This window comes from Stenotrophomonas sp. PD6 (genome assembly GCF_049199305.1).
GTDB lineage: Bacteria > Pseudomonadota > Gammaproteobacteria > Xanthomonadales > Xanthomonadaceae > Stenotrophomonas.
Genome location: NZ_JBLZQD010000020.1, coordinates 21,621 through 44,550, shown reverse-complemented (window position 1 = coordinate 44,550; position 22,930 = coordinate 21,621). Strand labels below are relative to the sequence as shown.

The 22,930-nt window shown below is 67.3% G+C and carries 20 protein-coding genes; 11 read left to right on the top strand and 9 right to left on the bottom strand.

Features of this window, described 5'->3' with window-relative positions:
• The first annotated feature begins 454 nt into the window (after positions 1 to 454).
• The 5 genes from ACOZHM_RS19320 (at position 455) to lpdA (ending at position 8,544) form a co-directional block, all read left to right on the top strand.
• Positions 455 to 1,870, top strand: coding sequence for a JmjC domain-containing protein (locus ACOZHM_RS19320; protein WP_421570930.1), 1,416 nt, complete (start codon positions 455 to 457; stop codon positions 1,868 to 1,870).
• A gap of 1 nt (position 1,871) precedes the next feature.
• Positions 1,872 to 2,780, top strand: a complete 909-nt coding sequence (locus ACOZHM_RS19315) for a GNAT family N-acetyltransferase (RefSeq protein WP_421570929.1) — start codon at positions 1,872 to 1,874, stop codon at positions 2,778 to 2,780.
• 184 nt (positions 2,781 to 2,964) lie between these two features.
• The gene (locus tag ACOZHM_RS19310) at positions 2,965 to 5,796 is read left to right on the top strand and encodes a 2-oxoglutarate dehydrogenase E1 component (protein ID WP_421570928.1); all 2,832 of its coding nucleotides are present in this window, start codon (positions 2,965 to 2,967) and stop codon (positions 5,794 to 5,796) included.
• Positions 5,797 to 5,838: 42 nt separating this feature from the next.
• A complete protein-coding gene (gene sucB, locus ACOZHM_RS19305) occupies positions 5,839 to 7,047 on the top strand; it encodes a dihydrolipoyllysine-residue succinyltransferase (protein WP_421570927.1) in 1,209 nt (402 codons plus the stop codon).
• A gap of 60 nt (positions 7,048 to 7,107) precedes the next feature.
• A complete protein-coding gene (lpdA, locus tag ACOZHM_RS19300; protein WP_421570926.1) occupies positions 7,108 to 8,544 on the top strand; it encodes a dihydrolipoyl dehydrogenase in 1,437 nt (478 codons plus the stop codon).
• Positions 8,545 to 8,680: 136 nt separating this feature from the next.
• On the opposite strand, the gene ACOZHM_RS19295 is transcribed toward lpdA, so the two are convergent.
• The 7 genes from ACOZHM_RS19295 to ACOZHM_RS19265 all read right to left on the bottom strand — a co-directional run bounded on the left by ACOZHM_RS19295 (position 8,681) and on the right by ACOZHM_RS19265 (position 17,272).
• The gene (locus tag ACOZHM_RS19295) at positions 8,681 to 8,896 is read right to left on the bottom strand and encodes a hypothetical protein (protein ID WP_421570925.1); all 216 of its coding nucleotides are present in this window, start codon (positions 8,894 to 8,896) and stop codon (positions 8,681 to 8,683) included.
• A 167-nt stretch (positions 8,897 to 9,063) separates the two neighbouring features.
• On the bottom strand, positions 9,064 to 10,488 hold the full coding sequence (locus ACOZHM_RS19290) for a replicative DNA helicase (RefSeq protein ID WP_421570924.1): 1,425 nt from the start codon (positions 10,486 to 10,488) through the stop codon (positions 9,064 to 9,066).
• Between the two features lie 179 nt (positions 10,489 to 10,667).
• On the bottom strand, positions 10,668 to 11,228 hold the full coding sequence (locus ACOZHM_RS19285; protein ID WP_421570923.1) for an NADPH-dependent FMN reductase: 561 nt from the start codon (positions 11,226 to 11,228) through the stop codon (positions 10,668 to 10,670).
• 211 nt (positions 11,229 to 11,439) lie between these two features.
• Positions 11,440 to 13,383: an asparagine synthase (glutamine-hydrolyzing) gene (gene asnB / locus ACOZHM_RS19280; protein ID WP_421570922.1), complete on the bottom strand. Its 1,944-nt coding sequence runs from the start codon at positions 13,381 to 13,383 to the stop codon at positions 11,440 to 11,442.
• Between the two features lie 3 nt (positions 13,384 to 13,386).
• The gene (locus ACOZHM_RS19275; RefSeq protein ID WP_421570921.1) at positions 13,387 to 15,666 is read right to left on the bottom strand and encodes a thiamine pyrophosphate-dependent enzyme; all 2,280 of its coding nucleotides are present in this window, start codon (positions 15,664 to 15,666) and stop codon (positions 13,387 to 13,389) included.
• Between the two features lie 90 nt (positions 15,667 to 15,756).
• Entirely contained in the window at positions 15,757 to 16,299 is a 543-nt protein-coding gene (locus ACOZHM_RS19270; protein ID WP_421570920.1) for a GNAT family N-acetyltransferase, read from the bottom strand.
• A gap of 145 nt (positions 16,300 to 16,444) precedes the next feature.
• On the bottom strand, positions 16,445 to 17,272 hold the full coding sequence (locus ACOZHM_RS19265) for a glycine zipper 2TM domain-containing protein (RefSeq protein ID WP_421570919.1): 828 nt from the start codon (positions 17,270 to 17,272) through the stop codon (positions 16,445 to 16,447).
• A 162-nt stretch (positions 17,273 to 17,434) separates the two neighbouring features.
• Between ACOZHM_RS19265 and ACOZHM_RS19260 the strand changes: the two genes are divergently transcribed.
• Both ACOZHM_RS19260 and ACOZHM_RS19255 read left to right on the top strand, forming a co-directional pair.
• On the top strand, positions 17,435 to 17,656 hold the full coding sequence (locus ACOZHM_RS19260) for a DUF6116 family protein (protein ID WP_421570918.1): 222 nt from the start codon (positions 17,435 to 17,437) through the stop codon (positions 17,654 to 17,656).
• A complete protein-coding gene (locus ACOZHM_RS19255; RefSeq protein ID WP_421570917.1) occupies positions 17,653 to 18,441 on the top strand; it encodes a TatD family hydrolase in 789 nt (262 codons plus the stop codon). Before ACOZHM_RS19260 ends, ACOZHM_RS19255 begins: the two co-directional genes overlap by 4 nt.
• A gap of 74 nt (positions 18,442 to 18,515) precedes the next feature.
• Here ACOZHM_RS19255 and ACOZHM_RS19250 read toward each other — a convergent pair whose 3' ends face one another.
• Entirely contained in the window at positions 18,516 to 19,313 is a 798-nt protein-coding gene (locus tag ACOZHM_RS19250) for a tRNA threonylcarbamoyladenosine dehydratase (protein WP_421570916.1), read from the bottom strand.
• 93 nt (positions 19,314 to 19,406) lie between these two features.
• Between ACOZHM_RS19250 and ACOZHM_RS19245 the strand changes: the two genes are divergently transcribed.
• Together ACOZHM_RS19245 and ACOZHM_RS19240 are read left to right on the top strand one after the other, a co-directional pair.
• Positions 19,407 to 19,844: a hypothetical protein gene (locus tag ACOZHM_RS19245; RefSeq protein ID WP_421570915.1), complete on the top strand. Its 438-nt coding sequence runs from the start codon at positions 19,407 to 19,409 to the stop codon at positions 19,842 to 19,844.
• A gap of 121 nt (positions 19,845 to 19,965) precedes the next feature.
• Positions 19,966 to 20,451 (top strand): glycine zipper 2TM domain-containing protein, encoded by a 486-nt coding sequence (locus ACOZHM_RS19240; RefSeq protein ID WP_421570913.1) that lies wholly within the window; start codon positions 19,966 to 19,968, stop codon positions 20,449 to 20,451.
• Positions 20,452 to 20,532: 81 nt separating this feature from the next.
• Here the strand turns inward: ACOZHM_RS19240 and ACOZHM_RS19235 are convergent, their stop codons facing one another.
• Positions 20,533 to 20,736, bottom strand: a complete 204-nt coding sequence (locus ACOZHM_RS19235) for a cold-shock protein (protein ID WP_019185917.1) — start codon at positions 20,734 to 20,736, stop codon at positions 20,533 to 20,535.
• 232 nt (positions 20,737 to 20,968) lie between these two features.
• Here ACOZHM_RS19235 and ACOZHM_RS19230 point away from each other — a divergent pair, with 232 nt between their 5' ends.
• Together ACOZHM_RS19230 and ACOZHM_RS19225 are read left to right on the top strand one after the other, a co-directional pair.
• The gene (locus tag ACOZHM_RS19230) at positions 20,969 to 21,454 is read left to right on the top strand and encodes a DUF456 domain-containing protein (protein WP_421570912.1); all 486 of its coding nucleotides are present in this window, start codon (positions 20,969 to 20,971) and stop codon (positions 21,452 to 21,454) included.
• Positions 21,455 to 21,608: 154 nt separating this feature from the next.
• Positions 21,609 to 22,769, top strand: coding sequence for a phospholipase A (locus ACOZHM_RS19225; RefSeq protein ID WP_421570911.1), 1,161 nt, complete (start codon positions 21,609 to 21,611; stop codon positions 22,767 to 22,769).
• The last annotated feature ends 161 nt before the right edge of the window (positions 22,770 to 22,930 follow it).

The following is a 22,930-nucleotide window of genomic DNA, read 5'->3' as shown; positions in this document are numbered from 1 at the left end:
GGGGGGGTCCCCCCCCCCCCCCACCCCCCCCGGGGGGGCGCCCCCCCCCCCCCCCCGGGGCCCCCCCCGCCCCCCCCCCCCCCCCCCCCCCGGCCCTCAGACAGTGAACCGGTAGCCGCACGAAAAGCGGTAGAGCGACGCCATGCGTCGCTGCCTTTCCAACCGCCAGCGCGACCCTCTGTCGGGGGCGGCCGGCGGGTGGCCCCCGTAGGGACTGTTGAAAACATGGATGCTTTCAACAAGCCCCCATGGACGGGTTTACGGCGTGTCCCGTAGGAGGCTACCCGCCGGCCGCCCCTGCACGTAGAACAAGAGGCGCCAACGCTCTACGCGCCGGGCTCCACGCGACAACCCACCGCAGGTGCACATCGCCGCCAACCAGCAGACAATAGGCAGGCCCGCGCGCGACCACGCCGCGCCCCGCTTTCCGTCTTTACGCTGCAAGGATTCCCCCATGGCTGTGCGCAAGACCAACACCCCCGTCATCGAAGTCCAGGCCCGCCCGGGCCTGCCGCTGGGCATGCCCGCCGCGACCTTCCTGCGCGACTACTGGCAGAAGCGCCCGCTGCTCATCCGCGGCGCCTTCCCCGATTTTGAAACGCCGCTGCAGCCCGAAGACCTGGCCGGCCTGGCCTGCGAGGAAACCGCCCTCGCCCGCCTCATCAGCCACGACCGTGCCACCGACGGCTGGACCGTGCGCACCGGCCCGTTCCAGGAAGAAGAATTCCCCGGCATGCCCGACCACGACTGGACCCTGCTGGTCCAGGACGTCGACAAGTGGGACCCGGACGTGCGCGCCCTCATCAGCCACTTCAACTTCCTGCCGCGCTGGCGGATGGATGACGTGATGATCAGCTTCGCCGCCACCGGCGGCTCGGTCGGCGCCCACGTCGACCAGTACGACGTCTTCCTGCTGCAGGCCTACGGCCACCGCCGCTGGCAGATCGACGCCAGCGAATCCATCAAGGGCAAGCGCCCGCCGCTGGAGTTCCGCGACGACGTTGAACTCAAGCTCCTGCGCCGCTTCAAGCCGACCCACGACTGGGTGCTCGAACCGGGCGACATGCTGTACCTGCCGCCGAACGTGCCGCACAACGGCGTGGCCGAGGATCCCTGCCTGACCTTCTCCTTCGGCATGCGCGCCCCGGCGTCGGCCGAGCTGATCAGCGACTACCTGGACACCCTGATCGAGGACGCCGACGAGGCCATCCGCTACCAGGACCCGGACCTGAAGGTGCCCGAGGACCCGAACGAAATCGACGTGGTGGCCATGAACCGCGTCGTGCAGGCGCTCAACGCCATCCGCATGAACGACCCGGACCGCCTGGGCGACTGGTTCGGCCGCTTCATCACCACCTACCGCGCCGCCGGTGAGGTCGTGGCCTCCGGTGAGGCCCTGCCGCGCGAGGAGATCGAAGCGGCCCTGGCCGAAGGCGTCGAACTGGGCCGCCACCCGTGGGCCCGCCTGGCCTGGCGCCGGGCCAAGCGCGGCGCCAGCCTGTACTGCAGCGGCCTGGAATTCGCCCTGCCGGTGAAGGATGCGCAGGTGCTGGCCGCCGCCGAGCAGGTCGGTGCCGCCCTGTACCAGAAGCTGTCGGCCAAGGGCCGCGATGCACTGCATGCGCTCGTCGCCGGGGGCTACTACCAGCTGCTGGACGGCCAGGCATTCGAGGACGAAGACGAGGACGACTACGCCGAGGGCGAAGTGGCCGAATACGAAATCATCGACGCCATCGAGACCGTCGAAGTGATCGAGGATGAAGACGTGCAGGCCAGCGTGCACGAAGTGACCATCCACGAGGACGGCGTCGAGGTCATTGTCGATTTCGACGACAGCGACGACGGCGAGCCGTCCGGCAGCCGTTCCTGACATGTCCCGCCCCGGCGTCCAGGTCGAGGTGGTCGACTACCCCGCCCATCGGGACCTGCTGCACCGGGTCCGCCACACCGTGTTCGTCGACGAACAACAGGTGCCGGCCGCACTGGAGATCGACGCGCTGGACCCGCTCAGCGTGCACGTGCTGGCCCGCGATCCGCAGGGCCAGCCGGTGGGCGCCGGCCGCCTGACCCCGGACGGCCGGATCGGGCGCATGGCCGTTCTGGCCGACTGGCGCAGCCAGGGCGTCGGCGAACAGCTGCTGCTGGCCCTGGTCGACGCCGCCCGCCAGCGTGGCTGGCGCGAGGTCAGCCTGCACGCCCAGCTGCCGGCCCGGGCGTTCTACGCCCGGCAGGGCTTCCTGCCCCATGGCGAGGTGTTCGAAGAGGCCGGCATCGGCCACCAGCACATGCGCCGCGTGCTGGACGGGGCAGTCAACATCGACCGCGCCGACGAAGCGGTGGCGATCACCACCGCGCTGGTCCACCGTGCCCGCCGTCAGCTGTGGATCCACAGCCGCGTGCTCGACCCCGGCCTGCTCGACGCACCCCCGGTGCTGGAGGCGCTGCGCCGCTTCGCCACCGCCCGCCACGACAAGCAGGCCACCCTCATCGTCCACGACGCGGCCGCCATCGCCCAGGCCGGTTCGCCGCTGCTGGGCCTGATCCAGCGCCTGCCGACCGTGTTCCGGGTGCGCCAGGTGAGCGACCCCATCGACCGCGCACTGGCCTCGGCCTGCCTGCTCAACGATGCGGGCGACTACTACTTTCGTCTGAGCGGACTGCGCTTCGACGGCGAAGCCGGACTCGCGCTGCCTGCACGTTCGCGACCGTTGCAGGACGGTTTGCAGCGCGTATGGGAACGTTCGCGTGATTGCACCGAACTGCGTGCCCTCGGCCTGTAGTCCACGGAGGGGTCCCGAACCTGTCTGGGAATGACACCGCAGGTCCCGCCGGGACCCCTGCGGTGCCCCTTCCTGTCCCGATGGGGGTACAATTTGTGGAGTTAGATACCGCCCGCGCAGGGCTATTCATCTTCCCTGCCGGATCATCGAAGCCTTACCCCACAAGCGAATCCGACCCTCCATCGTGGACAATCTACTGAAGCAGTTTGCGCAGTCTTCGCAGCTCGCCGGCGGCAACGCCTCCTATATCGAGGATCTGTACGAGCAGTACCTCGTTTCTCCGGACAGTGTCGATCCCAAATGGAAGACCTACTTCGACGGCTTCAAGGGCCGCGAAGCCGGTGACATTCCGCACTCGGCCGTCATCGCCCACATCACCGAAGCGGCCAAAAACGCTGGCAACAGCGCCACGGCCACCGGTACCGGCGACGAGCGCGAGCGCAATGTCGGTCGCCTGATCACCGCGTACCGTTCGCGCGGCCATCTGGACGCTCGTCTGGATCCGCTCGGCCTGGCCCAGGCGGTCAACTCGCCGGACCTCGGCCTGCCGTTCCACAGCCTGTCCGACGGCGATCTCAATACCGAGTTCAGCACCGGCGGTGTGGGTGGCCAGCCGCGCATGAAGCTGCGCGACCTGCTGGAGCGCCTGAAGAAGACCTACACCGGCTCGATCGGTGCGGAATTCATGCACATCTCCGAGGTCGAGCAGCGCCAGTGGATCTACCAGCGCCTCGAACTGGCCGGTGGCAACTACAGCCTGGACGCCGCTGCACAGCGCCGCACGCTGGAACGCCTGACCGCCGCCGAAGGCCTGGAACGCTACCTGCACACCAAGTACGTCGGCCAGAAGCGCTTCTCGCTGGAAGGCGGCGACTCGCTGATCCCGATGATGGACACCATCATTCGTGACGCCGGCAAGGATGGCGTCAAGGACGTGGTGGTCGGCATGGCCCACCGCGGCCGCCTCAACGTGCTGGTCAACACCCTCGGCAAGAACCCGCGCAAGCTGTTCGACGAATTCGAAGGCAAGTTCGAGCACGACGAGCACGCCTCGGCCGGCGACGTGAAGTACCACATGGGCTTCTCGGCCGACGTGGCCACCGAAGGTGGCCCGGTCCACCTGGCGCTGGCGTTCAACCCGTCGCATCTGGAAATCGCCGACCCGGTGGTGGCCGGTTCCGTGCGTTCGCGCCAGGAGCGCCGCAAGGACACCGCGCGCAAGCAGGTGATGCCGATCCTGATCCACGGCGACGCGGCCTTCTCCGGCCAGGGCGTGGTCATGGAACTGTTCCAGATGTCGCAGGCCCGCGGCTTTGCCGTGGGTGGCACCGTGCACATCGTGGTCAACAACCAGGTGGGCTTCACCACGTCCAACCCGCAGGACACCCGCTCCACCCGCTATGCCACCGACGTGGCCAAGATGATCGCCGCGCCCGTGCTGCACGTGAACGGTGACGATCCGGAAGCGGTCGTGTTCGCCGCGAAGCTGGCCTTCGAGTTCCGCCAGAAGTTCGCCAAGGACGTGGTCATCGACCTGATGTGCTACCGCCGTTGGGGCCACAACGAGGCCGACGAGCCGGCGATCACCCAGCCGCTGATGTACCAGGTGATCCGCAAGCACCAGACCACCCGCGAACTCTACGCCGCCCAGCTGGAGCAGGCCGGCGTCATCGAAGCCGGCGCCGGCAAGGCGATGGTCGATGCGTACCGCAACAAGCTGGACGCGGGCGAAGTGACCACCGAGCTGGCCAAGGTCGAAAAGACCCCGCCGACCAGCGCGCTGTTCGTCGACTGGCCCAAGCTGCTGGAAGGCAAGCTGTCCGACCCGGTGTCCACCAAGGTCGACCCGGCCAAGCTCAAGCAGCTGGCCGAGCTGATCAACACCGTGCCGGCCGAAGTGGAACTGCACTCGCGCGTGTCCAAGGTGTACGACGACCGTCGCAAGATGGCTGCCGGCGAGATCCCGGGCGACTGGGGTTTTGCCGAGAACCTGGCCTACGCCACCCTGCTCGACGAAGGCCACGCGCTGCGCCTGGTCGGCCAGGACGTCGGCCGCGGTACGTTCACGCACCGCCACGCGATCCTGCACGACCAGAAGACCGACAACTACTACCTGCCGCTGCGGCAGCTGGTGGATTCGCCGGAGAAGGCCACCATCATCGATTCGCTGCTCAGCGAAGAAGCGGTGATGGCCTACGAGTACGGCTTCTCCACCACCGACCCGAACACCCTGTGCATCTGGGAAGGCCAGTTCGGCGACTTCGCCAACGGCGCCCAGGTGGTCATCGACCAGTTCATCGCTGCCGGTGAAGCCAAGTGGGGCCGCGTTACCGGTCTCACCCTGCTGCTGCCGCACGGTTACGAAGGCCAGGGTCCGGAACACAGCTCGGCGCGCCTGGAGCGCTTCCTGCAGCTGTGCGCGCTGGAGAACATGCTGGTGGTGGTGCCGTCGACCCCGGCGCAGGCGTTCCACATGCTGCGTCGCCAGCTGCACCTGACCACCCGCAAGCCGCTGGTGGTGATGTCGCCCAAGTCGCTGCTGCGCCACAAGCTGGCCGTGTCGACCCTGGACGAACTGGCCAATGGCGAGTTCCAGCACCTGATCGGCGACGCGAATGCGGATGCCAAGAAGGTCAAGCGTGTGGTGCTGTGCTCGGGCAAGGTCTACTACGACCTGCTCGAAGACCAGACCAAGCGTGGCCAGGACGACGTCGCCATCATCCGTGTGGAGCAGCTGTATCCGTTCCCGCGTGCGCTGCTGGCCGCCGAGCTCAAGAAGTACGGCAAGGCTGCCGACGTGGTGTGGACGCAGGAAGAACCGCAGAACCAGGGTGCGTGGTACCAGATCCGCCACCACCTGCAGTTCTGCCTGGCCGATGGCCAGAGCCTGCACTACGCCGGTCGCGCCCGTTCGGCATCGCCCGCCGCTGGACACATGGCGGACCACATCATCGAACAGCAGAAGCTGGTCGCCGATGCACTGGTCAACCCGTTCAACGACGCGGTCGCTGAATAACCTCCCCCCATTCTAGAAAAAGACAAACCAGGAAGCTCCCGCATGGCCACCGAAGTCAAAGCCCCGGTACTGCCCGAATCCGTCGCCGACGGCACCATCGCCACCTGGCACAAGAAGGTCGGCGATGCCGTCAAGCGCGATGAAAACCTGCTTGATCTGGAAACCGACAAGGTCGTCCTGGAAGTGCCGTCGCCGGTCGACGGCGTGCTGAAGGAGATCAAGTTCGAGGTGGGCGCCACCGTGACCTCCAGCCAGGTCGTGGCCATCATCGAAGAAGGCGCAACGGCCGCTGCCCCGGCGGCTGCCCCGGCCGCGGAAGCCAAGCCGGCGGCCGCTGCTCCGGCCGCTGCGGCTGCTCCGGCCGCCGCTGCCGCACCGGCTCCGGCGTCGAAGTCCGCTGCCGACGCCCTGCCCCCGGGCGCCCGCTTCAGTGCCATCACCGAAGGCGTGAACCCGGCCGACGTGGACGGCACCGGCCGTCGCGGCGCGGTGACCAAGGAAGACATCGTCAACTTCGCCCGCAATGGCGGCGCCGGCAAGGCCGCCGGTGCGCGTCCGGAAGAGCGCGTGCCGATGACCCGCATCCGCAAGCGCATCGCCGAGCGCCTGATGCAGTCCAAGAACAGCACGGCCATGCTGACCACCTTCAACGAAGTCGACCTGTCCAAGGTGTCGGCGGCGCGCAAGGACCTGCAGGATGAGTTCGTCAAGGCGCACGGCATCAAGCTGGGCTTCATGAGCTTCTTCGTGAAGGCCGCCGCCAACGCGCTGCAGCGTTTCCCGCTGGTCAATGCATCGATCGACGGCGACGACATCATCTACCACGGCTACTCGGACATCTCGATCGCCGTGTCGACCGAGAAGGGTCTGGTCACCCCGGTGCTGCGCAACGTCGAGCGCATGTCGTTCGCCGACATCGAGAAGACCATTGCCGACTACGCCAAGAAGGCCCGTGACGGCAAGCTGAGCCTGGAAGAACTGCAGGGCGGCACCTTCACCGTGACCAACGGCGGCACCTTCGGTTCGCTGCTGTCCACCCCGATCATCAACCCGCCGCAGAGCGCCATCCTGGGCATGCACGCCATCAAGGATCGTCCGATCGCCCAGAACGGCCAGGTCGTGATCGCGCCGATGATGTACCTGGCGCTGTCCTACGACCACCGCATCATCGATGGCAAGGATTCGGTGCAGTTCCTGGTGGACATCAAGAACCAGCTGGAAAACCCGGGCCGCATGCTGTTCGGCCTGTAAGACCTCCCGCCCCTCCGCGTCCGCGCGGAGGGGTTCTGGTAAAGAAACAAGGAATGACAAATGGCTGAACAATTCGACGTCGTCGTCATCGGTGCCGGCCCGGCCGGCTACCATGCCGCGATCCGCGCCGCACAGCTGGGCCTGAAGACTGCCTGCATCGACGCAGCGCTGGGCAAGGATGGCAAGCCGGCCCTCGGCGGTACCTGCCTGCGCGTGGGCTGCATTCCGTCCAAGGCGCTGCTGGATTCCTCGCGCCAGTTCTGGAACATGGGCCACATCTTTGGCGACCACGGCATCAGCTTCAAGGACGCCAAGATGGACGTCGAGGCGATGGTTGGCCGCAAGGACAAGATCGTCAAGCAGTTCACTGGCGGCATCGCCATGCTGTTCAAGGCCAACAAGGTCACCGCCTATTACGGTTTCGGTGAGCTGCAGCCGGGCAACATCGTCAAGGTCAAGCAGCACGACGGTTCGGACATCGAGCTGAAGGGCACCAACGTCATCATCGCCGCCGGTTCGGATTCGATCGAACTGCCGTTCGCCAAGTTCGACGGCGAGACCATCGTCGACAACGTCGGCGGCCTGGACTTCACCGAAGTGCCGGCGCGCCTGGCCGTGATCGGCGCCGGCGTGATCGGCCTGGAACTGGGCAGCGTGTGGAAGCGCCTGGGTTCGGAAGTGACCATTCTGGAGGCGCTGCCGGACTTCCTGGCTGCTGCCGACAGCGAAGTGGCCAAGGTCGCCGCCAAGGAATTCAAGAAGCAGGGCCTCGACATCCGCCTGGGCGCCAAGGTCTCCAAGGCCGAAGTGACCGGCAAGGGCAAGAAGAAGGAAGTCGCCCTGACCTACACCGATGCCGAAGGCGAGAAGAGCCTGGTGGTGGACAAGCTGCTGGTGGCCGTTGGCCGTCGCGCCGCCACCAAGGGCCTGCTGGCCGAAGGCACCGGCGTCAAGATCAACGCACGCGGCCAGATCGAGGTGGACGACCATTGCCACACCGGCGTGGACGGCGTGTGGGCGGTCGGTGACTGCGTGCGCGGCCCGATGCTGGCGCACAAGGGCTTCGAGGAAGGCATCGCGGTGGCCGAACTGATCGCGGGCCTGCCGGGCCACGTCAACTTCGACACCATTCCGTGGGTCATCTACACCGAGCCGGAGCTGGCCTGGGTCGGCAAGACCGAGCAGCAGCTGAAGGACGAGGGCATTCCGTACAAGGCCGGCAGCTTCCCGTTCGCCGCCAACGGCCGTGCCGTGGCGATGATCGAGCCTTCGGGCTTCGTGAAGGTCCTGGCCCACGCCGAGACCGACCGCATCCTGGGCATGCACCTGGTCGGCGCGAACGTGTCCGAGCTGGTCCACGAAGGCGTGCTGACCATGGAGTTCAGTGGTTCGGCCGACGACCTGGCCCGCATCTGCCACGCCCACCCGTCCCTGTCGGAAGTCGTCCACGACGCCGCCATGGCCGTGAGCAAGCGCGCGATCCACAAGGCCAACTGACCGGCCCGTGGTGATGCAACGAAAAACCCCGCCTCGGCGGGGTTTTTTGTGGGTGGGGTGTGCGGGACAACCTTGGGGAACGCGGCCGGGCCTGGCGAACCGACTGGACGGCTGGCGAACCACCGCACGGGCGGCATCACACCGGTGCTGCGCGCCCGCCGCCGAGCACCCGCGCCGGCAGCATGAATACTGCGCCCAGGAACGCGAACAGCGCCGAGAAGGTGATGCCGACCAGGCGGAACGGCAGGCTCAGCAGCCACACGAAGGGCCAGGCCAGCAGGGCCAGGATCGCCAGCGGCCAGCACAGCACGAACAGCAGGCACCACACGCCCAGCGCGAACAGGGTCTTCATGACGGTCTCCGTTGGCGGCACCGTGCCGCCCAGGGACTACGTTGCCGCCCTGCTTCGCCAGGTTCAACGGGTTTGCGACGAAACCCGGAATGGGCCGACGAAACGCGTACCCACTAACAGTATGACCGGCTTCCTGCCGGTCATACCGTGGGTGGTGCGCCGCCCGGTTATTCGAACGAACCCACCGAATCGTGCGACAGGTTGTCGAAGCGGGTGTATTCACCGAAGAACTTGAGCTTGCACGAGCCGGTCGGGCCGCCTCGGTGCTTGCCGATGATGATCTCGGCCAGGCCCTTGTCCGGGGAATTTTCCTTGTTGTAATAATCGTCGCGGTAGATGAACACGATCATGTCCGCGTCCTGCTCGATTGCGCCGGATTCGCGAAGGTCGGCCATCACCGGGCGCTTGTCAGTTCGCGTTTCCAGCGAGCGGTTGAGCTGGGACAGCGCGATCACCGGCACGTGCAGCTCCTTGGCCAGGCCCTTGAGCGAACGTGAGATTTCCGAGATTTCGGTCGCGCGGTTCTCACTGTTGCCCGGCACGCTCATCAGCTGCAGGTAGTCGATCACGATCAGGCCCAGATCGTGCTCGCGCTTGAGGCGGCGGCACTTGGAACGCAGGATCTCCGGCGACACGCCGGGCGTGTCGTCGATGAAGATCTTGGTTTCCTTCAGCATCCGGATCGCGCCGGTCACGCGGCTCCAGTCCTCATCCTCCAGCTGGCCAGTACGCAGGCGCTGGGCGTTGATGCGGCCGTTGGAGGAAATCAGGCGCATGGCCAGCTGCGAGGCCGACATTTCCATCGAGAACACCGCCACGCCCTTCTTGGACTTGATCGCGGCGTACTCGGCGATGTTCAGCGCGAAGGTGGTCTTGCCCATGGCCGGCCGCGCGGCCAGGATGATCAGGTCGGTCGGCTGCAGGCCGGCGGTCATCGCGTCGAAATCGGCGTAGCCGGTCGGCAGGCCGGTGATGTTGCCGCCGTTCTCGAAGCGGTTGCGCAGTTCTTCGAAGGCGTCCTTCAGCGCGCCGGGCATCGCCACGAAATCGGTGCGGCCACGCGCGCCCTGCTCGGCGATGGCGAACACGGACTTTTCCGCCGCCGACAGCAGCTCGCTGCTCTCGCGGCCTTCGGGCTGGAACCCGTCGTTGACGATATCGGTGCCGACCTGGATCAGCTGGCGCAGCACGGCTTTGTCGCGCACGATCTCGGCGTAGGCCGAGATGTTGGCGGCCGACGGCGTGGTGCTGGCCAGTTCGATCAGGTAGGCGCCGTCGCCGACCAGCTCCATCTTGCCCTGCGACTCGAACCACTCGCCCAGCGTCACCGCATCGAACGGGCGGTCGCGTTCGGACAGCTCGCGGATCGCGCGGTAGATGGTCTGGTGGTCGCGCCGGTAGAAATCGGTCTCGGTCAGCTGGTCGTTGATCCGGTCGTAGCTTTCCGGGGCCAGCATCAAGCCGCCCAGCACCGCCTGTTCGGCCTCGATCGAGTGCGGCGGCACGCGCAGCGCGTCGATGCGCATCTCATCGCGATCAAAGCGGTCACCGCGTTCTTTGCGGTCGGAACGGAAGCCGGAGCGGGCGGACATGACGGGGTGTTCTTCCTGCAGAGTGGAGCGAGGGACATGGTAGGCACGGGTCGGCCGCCACAGCCATGCACAACCCTGTGGATAAGCGGTGGATAGCCGAAGGTGCCGGGCCGCATTCGCACGACCGTTGGTCGTGCGCCTTGTCCCTCATTATCGCAGAACCACCCGCACCGCGCGGTTCAGGCGGCAGGACGGTGGGTATCGATCCACGCCAGGAATTTATCGACGAAACCCTGCAGGAAGTCGCGTGTGCCCTCATTGCTGATGGTGCCCTGCCCGTCGATCAAGCCTTCCTTGAAATGAATGAACGCCTCGGGCTGGCCGAGCACCGGCATGTCCAGGTAGGACAGGATGTTGCGCAGGTGCTGCTGTGCCAACGCGGTGCCGATCACGCCGATGGAGGCGCCGATCACGGCGGCGGGCTTGCCGGCGAAGGCGCTGTGGCCGTACGGGCGTGAGCCCAGGTCGATGGCGTTCTTCAGCACCCCCGGCACCGAGCGGTTGTATTCGGGGGTGACGAACAGCACGGCGTCGGCCTTGCGGATCTGGTCCTTCAGCCGCACGCCTTCGGCCGGGTAGTCTTTGTCGAAGTCCTGGTTGTACAGCGGCAGGTCGCCGATCTGCACGTAGTCGAAGGTGGCCTTGCCGGCGGCCAGCTTCTCCAGCGCATGGGCCAGCGCCTGGTTGTGCGAGCCGCTGCGCAGGCTGCCGACGAGCACGGCGATGGTGGGATGGGCCATGGGGGGTCTCCGGATAAGGGGGACATCCAGCCTAGGCCGCGCAACCGTTGCGGGCGGTGAAGGTGCGCGGAGCAGCCACCCATGGGGTGGCTCTACCGGCGCCCGCGTCAGGTGCAACCGACCGGCGCGTGCGCCGCATTGTTGGTAACCGACCGACGCGTGCGCCGCATTGTTGGTAGAGCCACCCCATGGGTGGCTGCGCGGTGCCCGATCAGGCGCCCACCACCCCCGCCCTCACCTGCTTCCAATGCGCCTGCCACGCCTGGAACATCAACACGTTCCACAGGTGCGTGTGCCACTTCCGCTCGCCCTGCTTGAACTGCTGCCACAGCGGGGCCACGGCGTCGACCTTGAATATCCCTTCGGCCTCCAACCGCGCCGGATCCAGCAATGCGTCGGCCCAGCCACGCAGGTCGCCCTTCAACCACGCGCTGACCGGCGCGCCAAACCCACGCTTGGGCCGGTGCACCATGTCCTGCGGCACGTAGCGACCCAGCACGCGCTTGAGCAGGTACTTGCTCACCCCGTCGCGCTGCTTCATCGACAGCGGCAACGACCAGGCGAATTCGGCCACGCGCCAGTCCAGCAGCGGCGCGCGGGCCTCCAGGCTGACCGCCATGCTGGTGCGGTCCACCTTGCACAGCAGGTCGTCAGGCAGATAGGTACTGAAATCGGCCAGCATCATCGCGTCGGCCGGGGAACCTGCGCCGTGCAGCGGATCGGCCAGGTCGTAGAAGCTGCCGGCGCCACGCGCGCCGATCACCGCGGCGGCAGGATCGCGCCAGCGCGAGATGCGGTTGCGGTACACATCGCCGATGCCGCGTGCGCCGGTCTCGGCCAGCAACGCCGCCAGGCCGCCCGTGCGCGATGCCTCGCCCTGGGTATGCGCATGGGCGGCCATCCAGCGCCGCAGCGGTGCCGGCACACGGCCCAGCAGCGTCCAGTTGCGCAGCGCACGCTGGTAGCGGCTGTAGCCGAAGAACAGCTCATCGCCGCCGTCGCCGGACAGCGCCACGGTCACTGCGCTGCGCGCCAGCCGCGCGACCAGCGCGGTCGGCACCTGCGAGGCGTCGGCGAACGGTTCGTCGAACATGGCCGGCAGTTCGGGCACCACCGCCAACGCGTCGGCACCGCTGACATAGAGCTCGGTGTGGTCGGTGCCCAGGTGCGTGGCCAGCGCCTTGGCCAACGGGGCCTCGTCGTGGTCGGACCCCTCGAAGCCGATGCTGAAACTGTGGATCGGCGTGGACGACTGCGCCTGCATCAACGCGGCCACCACCGACGAATCGGTGCCGCCGGACAGGAACACGCCCACCGGCACGTCGGCCACCATGCGCAACCCGACCGCATCGCGCAGCAGCGCATCGAGCTGGTGTTCGGCATCGTCGTCGCTGCCCACGAACGGCGCGGCAAGCGCCTGCTGCATGCGCTCGCGCGCATTCCAGAACGGCAGCTGCTGCTGGTCTGGCCGGTGCGCGCCGGCACCGGCGGCCACCACCGCCGCATCCAGTCGCAGCACGCGGCCCGGCATGAGCTTGAAGCAGCGTTCGTGGATGCAGTGCGGTGCGGGAATGTAGTCCAGCCGCAGCAGCAGGGTGAGCGCGTCGCGGTCGATGTCGTTGTCGAAGTCCGGGTGCTGCCACAGCGCCTTCAGCTCGGAACCGAACACCAGCTGCTCGCCGGCCCAGCCGTAATACAGCGGCTTCTTGCCCACCCGGTCGCGGGCCAGCCACAGGCACTGCTCGGCGCGGTCCCACAGGGCGATGGCAAACATGCCGTTGGCGCGCTGCAGGGTCTCGTCCAGGCCCCAGGCCACGAAGGCAGCCAGCAGCACCTCGGTATCGGAGTGGCCGCGGAATGCGTGGCCCAGCGCCTCCAGTTCCCGGCGCAGCGTGGCGAAGTTGTAGACCTCGCCGTTGTAGGCCAGCACATAGCGGCCATCGTCGGACGCCATCGGCTGGTGGCCCAGCGGCGACAGGTCCAGGATGCTCAGCCGGCGGTGCGCCAGGGCGATGCCACTGGCCGCGTCGGCCCACACGCCGCTGTCATCCGGCCCACGGTGCACCAGGGCATCGCCCATCCGGCGTGCCAAGTCTTCCAGCGCGGCCTGCTCCCGTACCGGGGCGGCCAGCAACATTCCTGCCAGTCCACACATGCGTCAGTGTTCCTGCGCCAACACCCGCGCGGCGCTTACCAGCGCATTGTCGCTTGGAAGCACCGACATTGCTGCCCCCGCGAGCGGGGTATAGGTATCGGCACCGCATACGCGCTGCAACGGCAGGTGGCCGAGCCCGGCCTCGACCAACGCGGTGATGACGCCCTCCCCCACGCCACCACTGTGCCGCCCCTCGTCCACCACCAGCACGCGGCGGGCGTCGGCGGCCTGTTCGGCGATGAAACCGGCATTGAGCGGCACCAGCCAGCGCAGGTCGACCACGCGCACCTGCCAGCCCTGCTCGGCTTCGATGGTACGCGCCGCGCGCAGGCTCATCGGCACCCCGTTGCCGTAGGTGAAGATGATCAGGTCGTTGGCCTCCGCTGCATACACCCGCCCCTCGCCCAGTACCAGCGCCTGGTCCGCCGCGGGGTATGGGAACAGCCACTGGGCATCGCCCGGTGCGTGCAGGTCCTTGGTCATGTACAGCGCGATCGGCTCCAGGAACACCGCCACGCGCCCATCCACCTGCGCCAGCGCAGCCAGGGTGCGCAGCATCATCGCCGCGTCGTCGCCGCGCGAGGGGCAGCCGACCACCAGCCCGGGGATGTCGCGCAACGCGGTGATCGAGTTGTCGTTGTGGAAATGCCCACCAAAGCCCTTCTGATAGCCGAGCCCGGCGATCCGCACCAGCATTGGGTTGCGGTACTGGTCGTTGGAGAAGAACTGCAGCGAACACGCCTCCCCGCGCAGCTGGTCGGCGGCGTTGTGCAGGTAGGCCAGGTACTGGATCTCCGGCACCGGCAGCATGCCCATGTTGGCCAGGCCCTGGGCCATGCCCAGGATCATGGTCTCGTCGAGCAGCGTGTTGAACACCCGGCGCGGGCCGAAGGCCTTGAGCAGGCCCTTGCTGACCGTATACACGCCGCCTTTTTGTGCGACGTCCTCGCCGAACAGCAGCGACGAGGGGTACTTGCACAACAGGTCGTGCAGCGCCTGGTTGATCTGCACCGCCAGGTGGCGCGGCGGCTGCCGCTCGGGCAGCTGCGTGGCACCGCCGAAGACGGCCTCACGGGCCTCCGGCGGCGCCGGACGTGTGGCCTCGGCCTGCACCGCCGCCGGTGTGTAGGGCGCCAGTGGCGCGACGATCTCCGCCAGCACGTGCAGCTTGGGCCGCTGGTCGGCGGCCTCGGCGGCGGCGAAACAGCGCGCGCGCATCGCCTCGTAGCGCTCCAGCAGCTGCGGTGCCGCCATCCATCCCGACGCCAGCGCGATCTGCGCCGAACGCAGCAGCGGATCAGCGGCTTCGGCCGCGCACAGCTCCGGCAGCGGGCGCCACTCGATCTCGAAATCGGTGCCGGCGTGGCCCATCAGCCGCGTGGTGCGCAGGTGCAGGAAGGTGGGCCGCCGGGTCTGCCGGCAGTGCGCCAGCGCGCGTTGTACCTGCGCATGGCCAGCCGCGAGGTCAAGGCCATCGGCGAAGAAGTAGTCCAGCCCGGGCCGGTGACTGAAGCTGTCGGCGATCCAGCCATCGGGCGTCTTGACCGAGATACCGATCCCGTTGTCTTCGCAGACGAACAGGATGGGCGCCGGCAAGCGCTGGTAGGCGGCCCATGCGGCGGTATTGAACGCAGTCTGCGCGGTCGCATGGTTGGCCGAGGCATCGCCGAAGGAGCAGATCACCACGCTGTCGTCGGGAACCGGCAGGGTGTGGCCGATGCGGCGCGCGGTCTCGATCGCCATGGCCGTGCCCAACGCCTTGGGCAGGTGCGAGGCGATGGTGGAGGTCTGCGGCAGCACCCACAGCGGCTTGCTGCCCCACACCTTGTGGCGGCCGCCGCTGGCCGGATCGTCGCGGCTGGCGGCGAAGGACAGCGCCGCGTCCATCACCGGGTCCATGCCCGGCAGCTGGCGGAAGCGCTCGGCCATGAACGCGCCGGAGCGATAGTGCAGGAATGCCGGGTCGGTATGCCGGGCCAGCCGCGCCACCAGCGCGTTGCCCTCGTGGCCGGAGGAGCCGATGGTGTAGAAGACCTTGTTCTGCACGCGCAGCACGCGTGCCATCAGGTCCAGGTGGCGGCTGACCAGCTGCGACTCGAACAGCGCATCGAAGCCCTGTGCGTCCAGCGTGCTGCCGGGCAGGATCGGCGCCTCCGGCGCCGGCCGTGGGGCGGCGTCACCGCGCCACTGCTGCACGAACTCGATGAAATTGGTGTCGCAGATCTCGGCCCGGTTGAGGGCCTTCATGCGTGCGGGAATCGGATCGGGAACCACGGCAAACATGCACACCCTCCAGCTGAGCCGAACGGACGACCGGGCCGAGCATCGCCGCAATCGCCGCCGCTTGCCAAGCGCAGGTGCACAAAAGAGCGCTTACCTCGGCGTGCTTCTCCACTGGTCCCGCGACTGCCCCCAGACCTCGATCGGCTTGCCGTCGTGCGGGGGCGGCAGCTCGCCCATGCGCAGCAGCGTGCTGCCGAGCTTGCGCGCCACGGCCTTGGAGTTCTCGTTGGCCGCGTCGATGGTGTGGATCACCTCCTGCCAGCCGAGCGTATCGAACGCCCAGTCGATGGCGGCCACCGCCGCCTCCGGCGCATAGCCCCTGCCCCAGCTGGCGTGGCGCACGCTCCAGCCGACTTCGGTCCCCGGCCAGTCCAGCGGTTGCCACGGCCCCATTCGCCCCACCCATTCGCCGCTGCTCTTCTCGATCACCGAGAACATCGAGAAGCCATACAGGTGCCAACTACCGGCCAGGCAGCTGAAACTCCGCCACGCCTGGGATGGGGCCAGCACGCCTCCCAGGTGCTGCATCACCTGCGGATCGGTGCAGAACTGCAGGAAGGCGTCGAAGTCTTCTGCACGCGGTGGGCGCAGGATCAACCGGTCGGTTTCCAGGCGCAGGTCGAAAATGCTCATGGGGCACCCTGTTGGCAAGCCGGGATCCATCTTCGCAGAACGAAAGAGGCCGGCAAATGCCGGCCTCTCTGGGGTTGCCGGGCAGAGTCCCGGGGGAGCCTGCCGGGCAGAGTCCCGGCGCTACGGCTTGGTCGCCGGGCCGGCGTTATTGGTTGTTGGACCCCAGCGCGGCGGTCTGGGTGACCAGCTGGCCATCGACCACCGGCAGGCGGTCGCTGCTCGGCTTGTTGTCCATCTTCACCGTCTTTTCGACGCCGTCGTAGCGGTAGGTGACGTTGTAGCCGGTCACCGCGTTGCTGGTGCCCATCGGAATGCGGTTGCCCGGCTTGCTGGCCATGCGCATCGTGCCGGTGGTGCCGTCTTCATTGCGGTAGGTCACGTTGTAGCCGGTGACCTTGGTCGACTCGGAAGTCGCCGTTTCGGTATGGCACTGGCGCTCGGTACGGTTGACCACGCGGCCACCCACGTGGCGCTTGTCCACCTGGTTGCCGATCACGCCGCCGGCCACGGCGCCGGCTGCGGTGGCGGCCTTGCGGCCATTGCCGCCGCCCACCTGGTTGCCGAGCAGGCCACCGATGACCGCACCGGCCACGGTGCCGCCGACGTTGCCGTCGCGCTCGGGCAGGCGTTCCTGCACCACCACGTCCTGGCAGACCTCATGCGGGGTCTGGGTGGTGGAGGTCTCGCGCACCGGCTCGGTGCCGATCACGGTGGCGTAGGCCTTTTCCTTCTTCGTCAGCGGATCGACCTTGACCACGTCGGCGTATTCGAGGCGGCCGGCCTTGTCTTCCACGGCCACGCCATCGGTACGCGCGCCATCGTCGGCCAGCGGCGTGGTATCCAGCGTCGGGCGCGTCTGCGCGGCGGTGACCGGGTCGGAAGGGGAGCCGCTCTTCATGAAGGCCGCAGTGGCGATGCCGCCGACAAGCAGGGCGCCAGCGGCGACCAGGGCAGTAGTAGTTGTGCTTTTCATATCCGACTCCCTGCGGACGATCCGCAACGTTCTTGATGCGGATTCCAGCATGCCGAGCCTGAACGGAATCTCCACAGTGCGCACACGCCACGCTTACCCATTCAGGTTCTGTGATCGCAAGGCTCGTGATAGCGTTTACAGCATCTGTCGAGGAGAGTGCCGATGCCTGGTCCCCTGCTGCTGCCGGTCATGAACTGGGCCCGCCGGCTGCGTTATCCCACGCTGTTCAAGATCACCGCGGCGTTGTTCGCGGTGACGCTGGTCATTCCGGACCCGATTCCTTTCGTGGACGAGATCCTGTTCGGGCTCGGCACGCTGCTGCTGGCCAACTGGAAACGCCGCAGCGATACCCTGCCACCCCGCCTGGACCGGCGCGACGCGTGAGCCTGATCGACAGCCACTGCCACCTGGACGCGAACGAATTCGACCCCGACCGCGCCGAGGTGATCGCGCGCGCGCAGGCCGCCGGCGTACACGCGCAGGTCGTGCCGGCGGTCACGGCGGCCAGCTGGCCCAAGCTGCGTGACACCTGCGCGCTCGCCGAGGGGCTGTACCCGGCCTACGGGCTGCACCCGATGTTCCTGGACCAACACCGCCCCGAGCACCTGGACCAGCTGCGCGAGTGGATCGCCCGCGAGCGGCCCTGCGCGGTGGGCGAATGCGGGCTGGATTTCTTCGTGGACGGTCTGGATGCCGAACAGCAGCAGTTCTACTTCGACGGGCAACTGCGGATCGCACGCGAGTTCGACCTGCCGGTGATCGTGCATGCGCGCCGCGCGGTGGATGCGGTGATTGCCGCGATCAAGCAGGTGGGCGGGTTGCGCGGGGTGATCCACAGTTTCCCGGGCAGCCCCGAGCAGGCCGCGCAGCTGCACAAGCTGGGTTTCCTGGTCGGCCTGGGCGGCCCATTGACCTACGACCGCGCGCAGCGCCTGCAGCGCCTGGTCACGGTGCTGCCGCTGGAGCAGTTGCTGCTGGAAACCGATGCACCGGACCAGCCGGATGCCGGCATTCGCGGCGAGCGCAACGAACCGGCGCGGTTGACGGTGATCGCACAGACCGTGGCCACGTTGAGAGGCGAGACGGTGGAAGCGATTGCCGAGCAGACCACGGCCAACGCGCACAGGCTCTTCAGCCTGCCCACCGCTGCGCGTGATGCCCGAACGTAGAGCCACGCCATGCGTGGCTGCGCTTGGCCATGGATCTCGCAGCCACCCATGGGGTGGCTCTACGCGGCGTCGCGTTACGGCGTCGCCTTCTTCTTCATCAACATCTCCAACGCCTTGCCCACCGCCGCGAACGCGAACGCACCGGTGATATGCGTGGCCGCGCCCAGGCCCGCGCCGCAATCCAGCTTCAGCGCGGCATCGGCGCCCAGCTGCGGGCGGATGCCGCAGACCGAACCATCGGCCTGCGGGTACTTCACGTTCTCCAGCGAGTACACCGCCGGCACGCCGAAGTAGCGCGAGGCGTTCTTCGGGAAGTTGAAATCACTGCGCAGCTTCTTGCGGATCAGCGCCATCATCGCGTCGTGCTCGGTCCGCGACACGTCACGGATACGCACCAGGGTCGGGTCGGTGCGGCCGCCGGCCGCGCCCACGGTCAGAATCGGCAGCTTGCGGCGGCGGCACCAGGCGATGGTTTCAACCTTCACCCGGAAGCTGTCGCAGGCATCGATGACCAGGTCGAAGTCACGGTCCAGCAGCTCCACCATGTTCGACACGGTGAGGAAGGAGGCAATAGCGTCAACTTCGATGTCGGGATTGATCGCACGGCAACGCTCGGCCATCGCCTCGGCCTTGTTGCGCCCGTACTGCCCCGCCAGCGCGGGCAGCTGGCGGTTGGTGTTGGACACGCAGATGTCGTCGGCATCGATCAGGGTCAGGTGCCCCACCGCCGTGCGTGCCAGGGCTTCCACCACCCACGATCCGACCCCGCCCATGCCGACCACCGCCACCCGGCGGTGCGACAGCAGATCCACGGTGCCTACCCCATACAGCCGGTCGATGCCGGCAAAGCGTTCGCGCAATACGTCATTCATGGCGCCTATTTTAGACGGCACGGGGCCTGCACGTACGCGCGGCATGCCCCCGGCGGTAGGATGCAGCGAGCCACCCACAAGGAAGCCACCCGCATGAATGCCCCCGTCCCTGCCCGCCGCCCCTCTGTCGCCTATCGCTATCTGTTCGTCGGCGTTCTGGGGTTGATCGTCGGCCTGATCGCCACGGTAATGGTGTCGCGCGCCATCCAGGCCCGCCAGGACCCGTTCCCCGGCAGCCTGATGCACGTCATGGAGCGCCAGGTGGGCCTGCTGCGTGATGCACAGGCCCAGAACCGCTGCAGCCTGGCCGACAGCGTGCCGCGCCTGCAGACGCTGCGTTCGCTGTCCAACGACCTGGACCTGGCATTCCCGGGGCTGAAAGACAGCGCGCAGTTCCAGCAGCACGCCAGCGGTCTGCGCGCCACGCTCAACACCGCGTTGGCCGCACCGCCGACAGACTGCGTGGCCATGGGCCAGCTGGTGGAAAAGATCCAGACCGACTGCAAGGCCTGCCACCAGGATTTCCGCTGATTCATCTGGCAGCCACGTAGCGGGTGGCGGATTGGCGCCCTGTTCACGCAAGACACGACAGGATCTGCGCCATGCGCCCCAGACGCATTCACGACCACCCCTTCTGGCCAGGAGAACCACCATGAAGATCCAACTGATTGCCGCCGCTGCCGTTGCCACTGTCGCGCTGGCCGGCTGCGCCACCACCTCGCCTGGCTATGGCGGTGGCGGTTACAACAATGGCTACGGCAACTCCGGTGGCAACTACAACGACAACCGCTGCGCCGACTGCGGCATCGTCACCCGCATCAACCAGGTCGCCTCGGGCCGCACCGCGCCATCGGCAACCGGTGCGATCCTCGGCGGCATCGTAGGCGCCGTGGCCGGCCATGAAATCTCCGACCACACCGGCGGCAGCAAGGGCAACCAGAACGTCGCCGCCGCTGCGGGCGCGGTCGGTGGCGCACTGGCGGGCAACCAGATCCAGAAGAACGTCACCAGCGACACGTTCGACATCAGCGTGCGCATGGACGATGGCCGCACCATCGTGGTCAACCAGCGCGACCTGGGCGGCATCCGCGAGAACACCTATGTGCGCGTGGTCAACGGCCGGGTGATCCTGCGCTGAGGCCTGCGCTCCATTGCCGCATGAAAAGAAAGGGCCCGCTTGCGCGGGCCCTTTCCATGTCTGCACCTGAATGGTGTGCGCTTAGAGCGGCTTCACCTTGTCGGCCTGCAGGCCCTTCTGGCCGGTGACCACTTCAAACTCGACCGCCTGGCCTTCCTTCAGGCTCTTGAAGCCCTGGGATTCGATCGCGCGGAAGTGTACGAACACGTCCTCGCCGCTTTCACGGCTGATGAAACCGAAACCCTTCGCGTCATTGAACCACTTGACGGTGCCCTTCTCTGCCATCTTCCTTACTCCCTTACTGTCTTGTAGTTGGTTACGCCCTGAAAGGCGGCTGACGAGCAAGGGGGAAGCGAGGTGCAACGATGCAGCGGATCTGGAAGATCTACCATCATCAGGCCACGATCCACGGTGACCTTGCCAAGCTCAGCGCCTGCAACTTAACCCGGGCAAAACGAAAAATCAACTACCTGATTTCACATATGTCAACCCCAAAATACAGACCATACTCATAAGCATGGACCCTTCATTCATCTTCTACGTGCTAGCCGTCGTCCTGGTCCTGATCGGCATCGCCGGGATCATCCTGCCCGCCCTGCCCGGCATTCCCCTGGTGTTCGCCGGGCTGCTGGTGGCGGCGTGGGCCGACGGCTTCGTGCACGTGGGCTGGGTACCGCTGACCGTGCTGGGCTTGCTGACCCTGACCTCGTTCGCGGTCGACATCCTGGCCACGGTGGTGGGTGCCAAGCGGGTCGGCGCCAGCCGCAAGGCGCTGTGGGGCACCTTCATCGGCAGCATCGTGGGCCTGTTCTTCATGCCCATCGGGCTGTTTGCCGGGCCGCTGGCCGGGGCCCTGCTCGGGGAGTACTGGCATACGCGTGAGCTGGGTCGCTCGACCAAGGTCGGCCTGGCGACGTGGCTGGGCATCCTGCTCGGCTTCGCGCTGAAGCTGGCGCTGGTCATCGCCATGCTGGGCATCTTCGCGTTCGCCTGGTTCTTCTGACCGTCGCACGGCTTCACGCCCCGCGCACGGGGGACACCGGCATAAACGCGCTGTTCCCGTCACCGCATGCATCCTTCCTGCCGGCATGCTGGCAGGAAGGGCGGACAGCGGCGACACTGTCCGCGTTTAACCTTTCATTTACCTGGCCTGCCCCATGACCAACCCGCGCCCCCGTTCCGCCCTGTTCACCGCCCTGGCCCTGGCCACGGCCAGCCTGCCGCTGGCCGCACAGGAGGCGTCGCCGACCCCGGCCTCGCCCGAAGCCTGCGCGCAGGTCGCCACCGACGCGGCCCGGCTGGCCTGTTTCGACACGCTGTTCCGGCCCACCGCCGATACCACGCTGGCTGCCGACGCGGCAGCGACGGCCGCCAAGCAGGAGCGCCGAGAAGAGCGCCAGGCCGCGCGCACCCCCGACGCGCCGGCCACCGAGCGGGTCAAGCAGCGGCTGGGCGAGGTGTTCAAGAACGACGGCCACGACGCCGCGCTGGCCAATGCCGGCAAGGGCTCGCTGCTGGACAGCCGCTGGGAACTGGCGCAGGACTCCAAGCTGGGCGCGTTCCAGCTGCGCGCCTACAAACCGGTGTACCTGCTGCCGGCGTTCTGGACCAGCGACAAGAACCAGATGCCGCAGTCGCCCAACCCGGACAACACGGTGACCACGCCGCAGCAGCTGGACAGCAACGAACTGAAGTTCCAGCTGAGCTTCAAGACCAAGGTCTGGGAAAACGTGTTCGGCGACAACGGCGACATCTGGGCCGGCTACACGCAGAGTTCGCGCTGGCAGGCCTACAACGCCGACAATTCGCGCCCGTTCCGCGAAACCAATTACGAGCCGGAGATCATGATGGTCTTCCGCAACGGTTATTCCATCGGTGGCTGGCGCGGGCGCATGAGCGGGATCAGCCTGACCCACATGTCCAATGGTCGCGCCGACCCGTTGTCGCGCAGCTGGAACCGGGTGATTGCCAACATCGGCCTTGACCGCGAGAACTGGGCGCTGGTGCTGCGCCCGTGGTATCGCCTGCCGGAAGACCGCAAGGACGACAACAACCCGGACATCGAAGACTACATGGGTCGTGGCGACGCCACGCTGACCTGGAACCGCAACGGCCACGAGGTCTCGTTGATGGCGCGGCATTCGCTGCGCGGCGGCGACCGTTCGCACGGCGCGCTGCAGCTCGATTACGGCTTCCCGATCAGCAACCTGCTGCGCGGGCATGTGCAGGTCTTCGACGGCTATGGCGAGAGCATGATCGATTACAACCACAAGGCGACGTACATCGGCCTGGGCGTGTCGTTGCTGGAGTGGTATTGATCTACACGTGCAGCCACCCATGGGGTGGCTCTACGGCAGGTGATATACCCGTGCCGCCCCCCCCGGGGGGGGGGGGGCCCCCCCCCCCCGGGGCCCCCCCCCCGGGGGGGGGGGGGGGGCCCCCCCCCAAACAATTTTGTTTAACCCCGGTGGACCCCCCC

Bases quoted from the DNA above. Each gene is read 5' to 3' on its own strand.
- ACOZHM_RS19245 (WP_421570915.1), top strand. From the start codon at position 19,407: ATGAATGCCCCCGTCCCTGCCCGCCGCCCCTCTGTCGCCTATCGCTAT.
- ACOZHM_RS19295 (WP_421570925.1), bottom strand. From the start codon at position 8,896: ATGAAGACCCTGTTCGCGCTGGGCGTGTGGTGCCTGCTGTTCGTGCTG.
- ACOZHM_RS19285 (WP_421570923.1), bottom strand. From the start codon at position 11,228: ATGGCCCATCCCACCATCGCCGTGCTCGTCGGCAGCCTGCGCAGCGGC.
- ACOZHM_RS19265 (WP_421570919.1), bottom strand. From the start codon at position 17,272: ATGAAAAGCACAACTACTACTGCCCTGGTCGCCGCTGGCGCCCTGCTT.
- ACOZHM_RS19270 (WP_421570920.1), bottom strand. From the start codon at position 16,299: ATGAGCATTTTCGACCTGCGCCTGGAAACCGACCGGTTGATCCTGCGC.
- ACOZHM_RS19230 (WP_421570912.1), top strand. From the start codon at position 20,969: ATGGACCCTTCATTCATCTTCTACGTGCTAGCCGTCGTCCTGGTCCTG.
- ACOZHM_RS19290 (WP_421570924.1), bottom strand. From the start codon at position 10,488: ATGTCCGCCCGCTCCGGCTTCCGTTCCGACCGCAAAGAACGCGGTGAC.
- ACOZHM_RS19225 (WP_421570911.1), top strand. From the start codon at position 21,609: ATGACCAACCCGCGCCCCCGTTCCGCCCTGTTCACCGCCCTGGCCCTG.
- ACOZHM_RS19315 (WP_421570929.1), top strand. From the start codon at position 1,872: ATGTCCCGCCCCGGCGTCCAGGTCGAGGTGGTCGACTACCCCGCCCAT.
- ACOZHM_RS19235 (WP_019185917.1), bottom strand. From the start codon at position 20,736: ATGGCAGAGAAGGGCACCGTCAAGTGGTTCAATGACGCGAAGGGTTTC.
- ACOZHM_RS19275 (WP_421570921.1), bottom strand. From the start codon at position 15,666: ATGTTTGCCGTGGTTCCCGATCCGATTCCCGCACGCATGAAGGCCCTC.
- asnB (WP_421570922.1), bottom strand. From the start codon at position 13,383: ATGTGTGGACTGGCAGGAATGTTGCTGGCCGCCCCGGTACGGGAGCAG.
- ACOZHM_RS19320 (WP_421570930.1), top strand. From the start codon at position 455: ATGGCTGTGCGCAAGACCAACACCCCCGTCATCGAAGTCCAGGCCCGC.
- sucB (WP_421570927.1), top strand. From the start codon at position 5,839: ATGGCCACCGAAGTCAAAGCCCCGGTACTGCCCGAATCCGTCGCCGAC.
- ACOZHM_RS19240 (WP_421570913.1), top strand. From the start codon at position 19,966: ATGAAGATCCAACTGATTGCCGCCGCTGCCGTTGCCACTGTCGCGCTG.
- ACOZHM_RS19250 (WP_421570916.1), bottom strand. From the start codon at position 19,313: ATGAATGACGTATTGCGCGAACGCTTTGCCGGCATCGACCGGCTGTAT.
- ACOZHM_RS19260 (WP_421570918.1), top strand. From the start codon at position 17,435: ATGCCTGGTCCCCTGCTGCTGCCGGTCATGAACTGGGCCCGCCGGCTG.
- lpdA (WP_421570926.1), top strand. From the start codon at position 7,108: ATGGCTGAACAATTCGACGTCGTCGTCATCGGTGCCGGCCCGGCCGGC.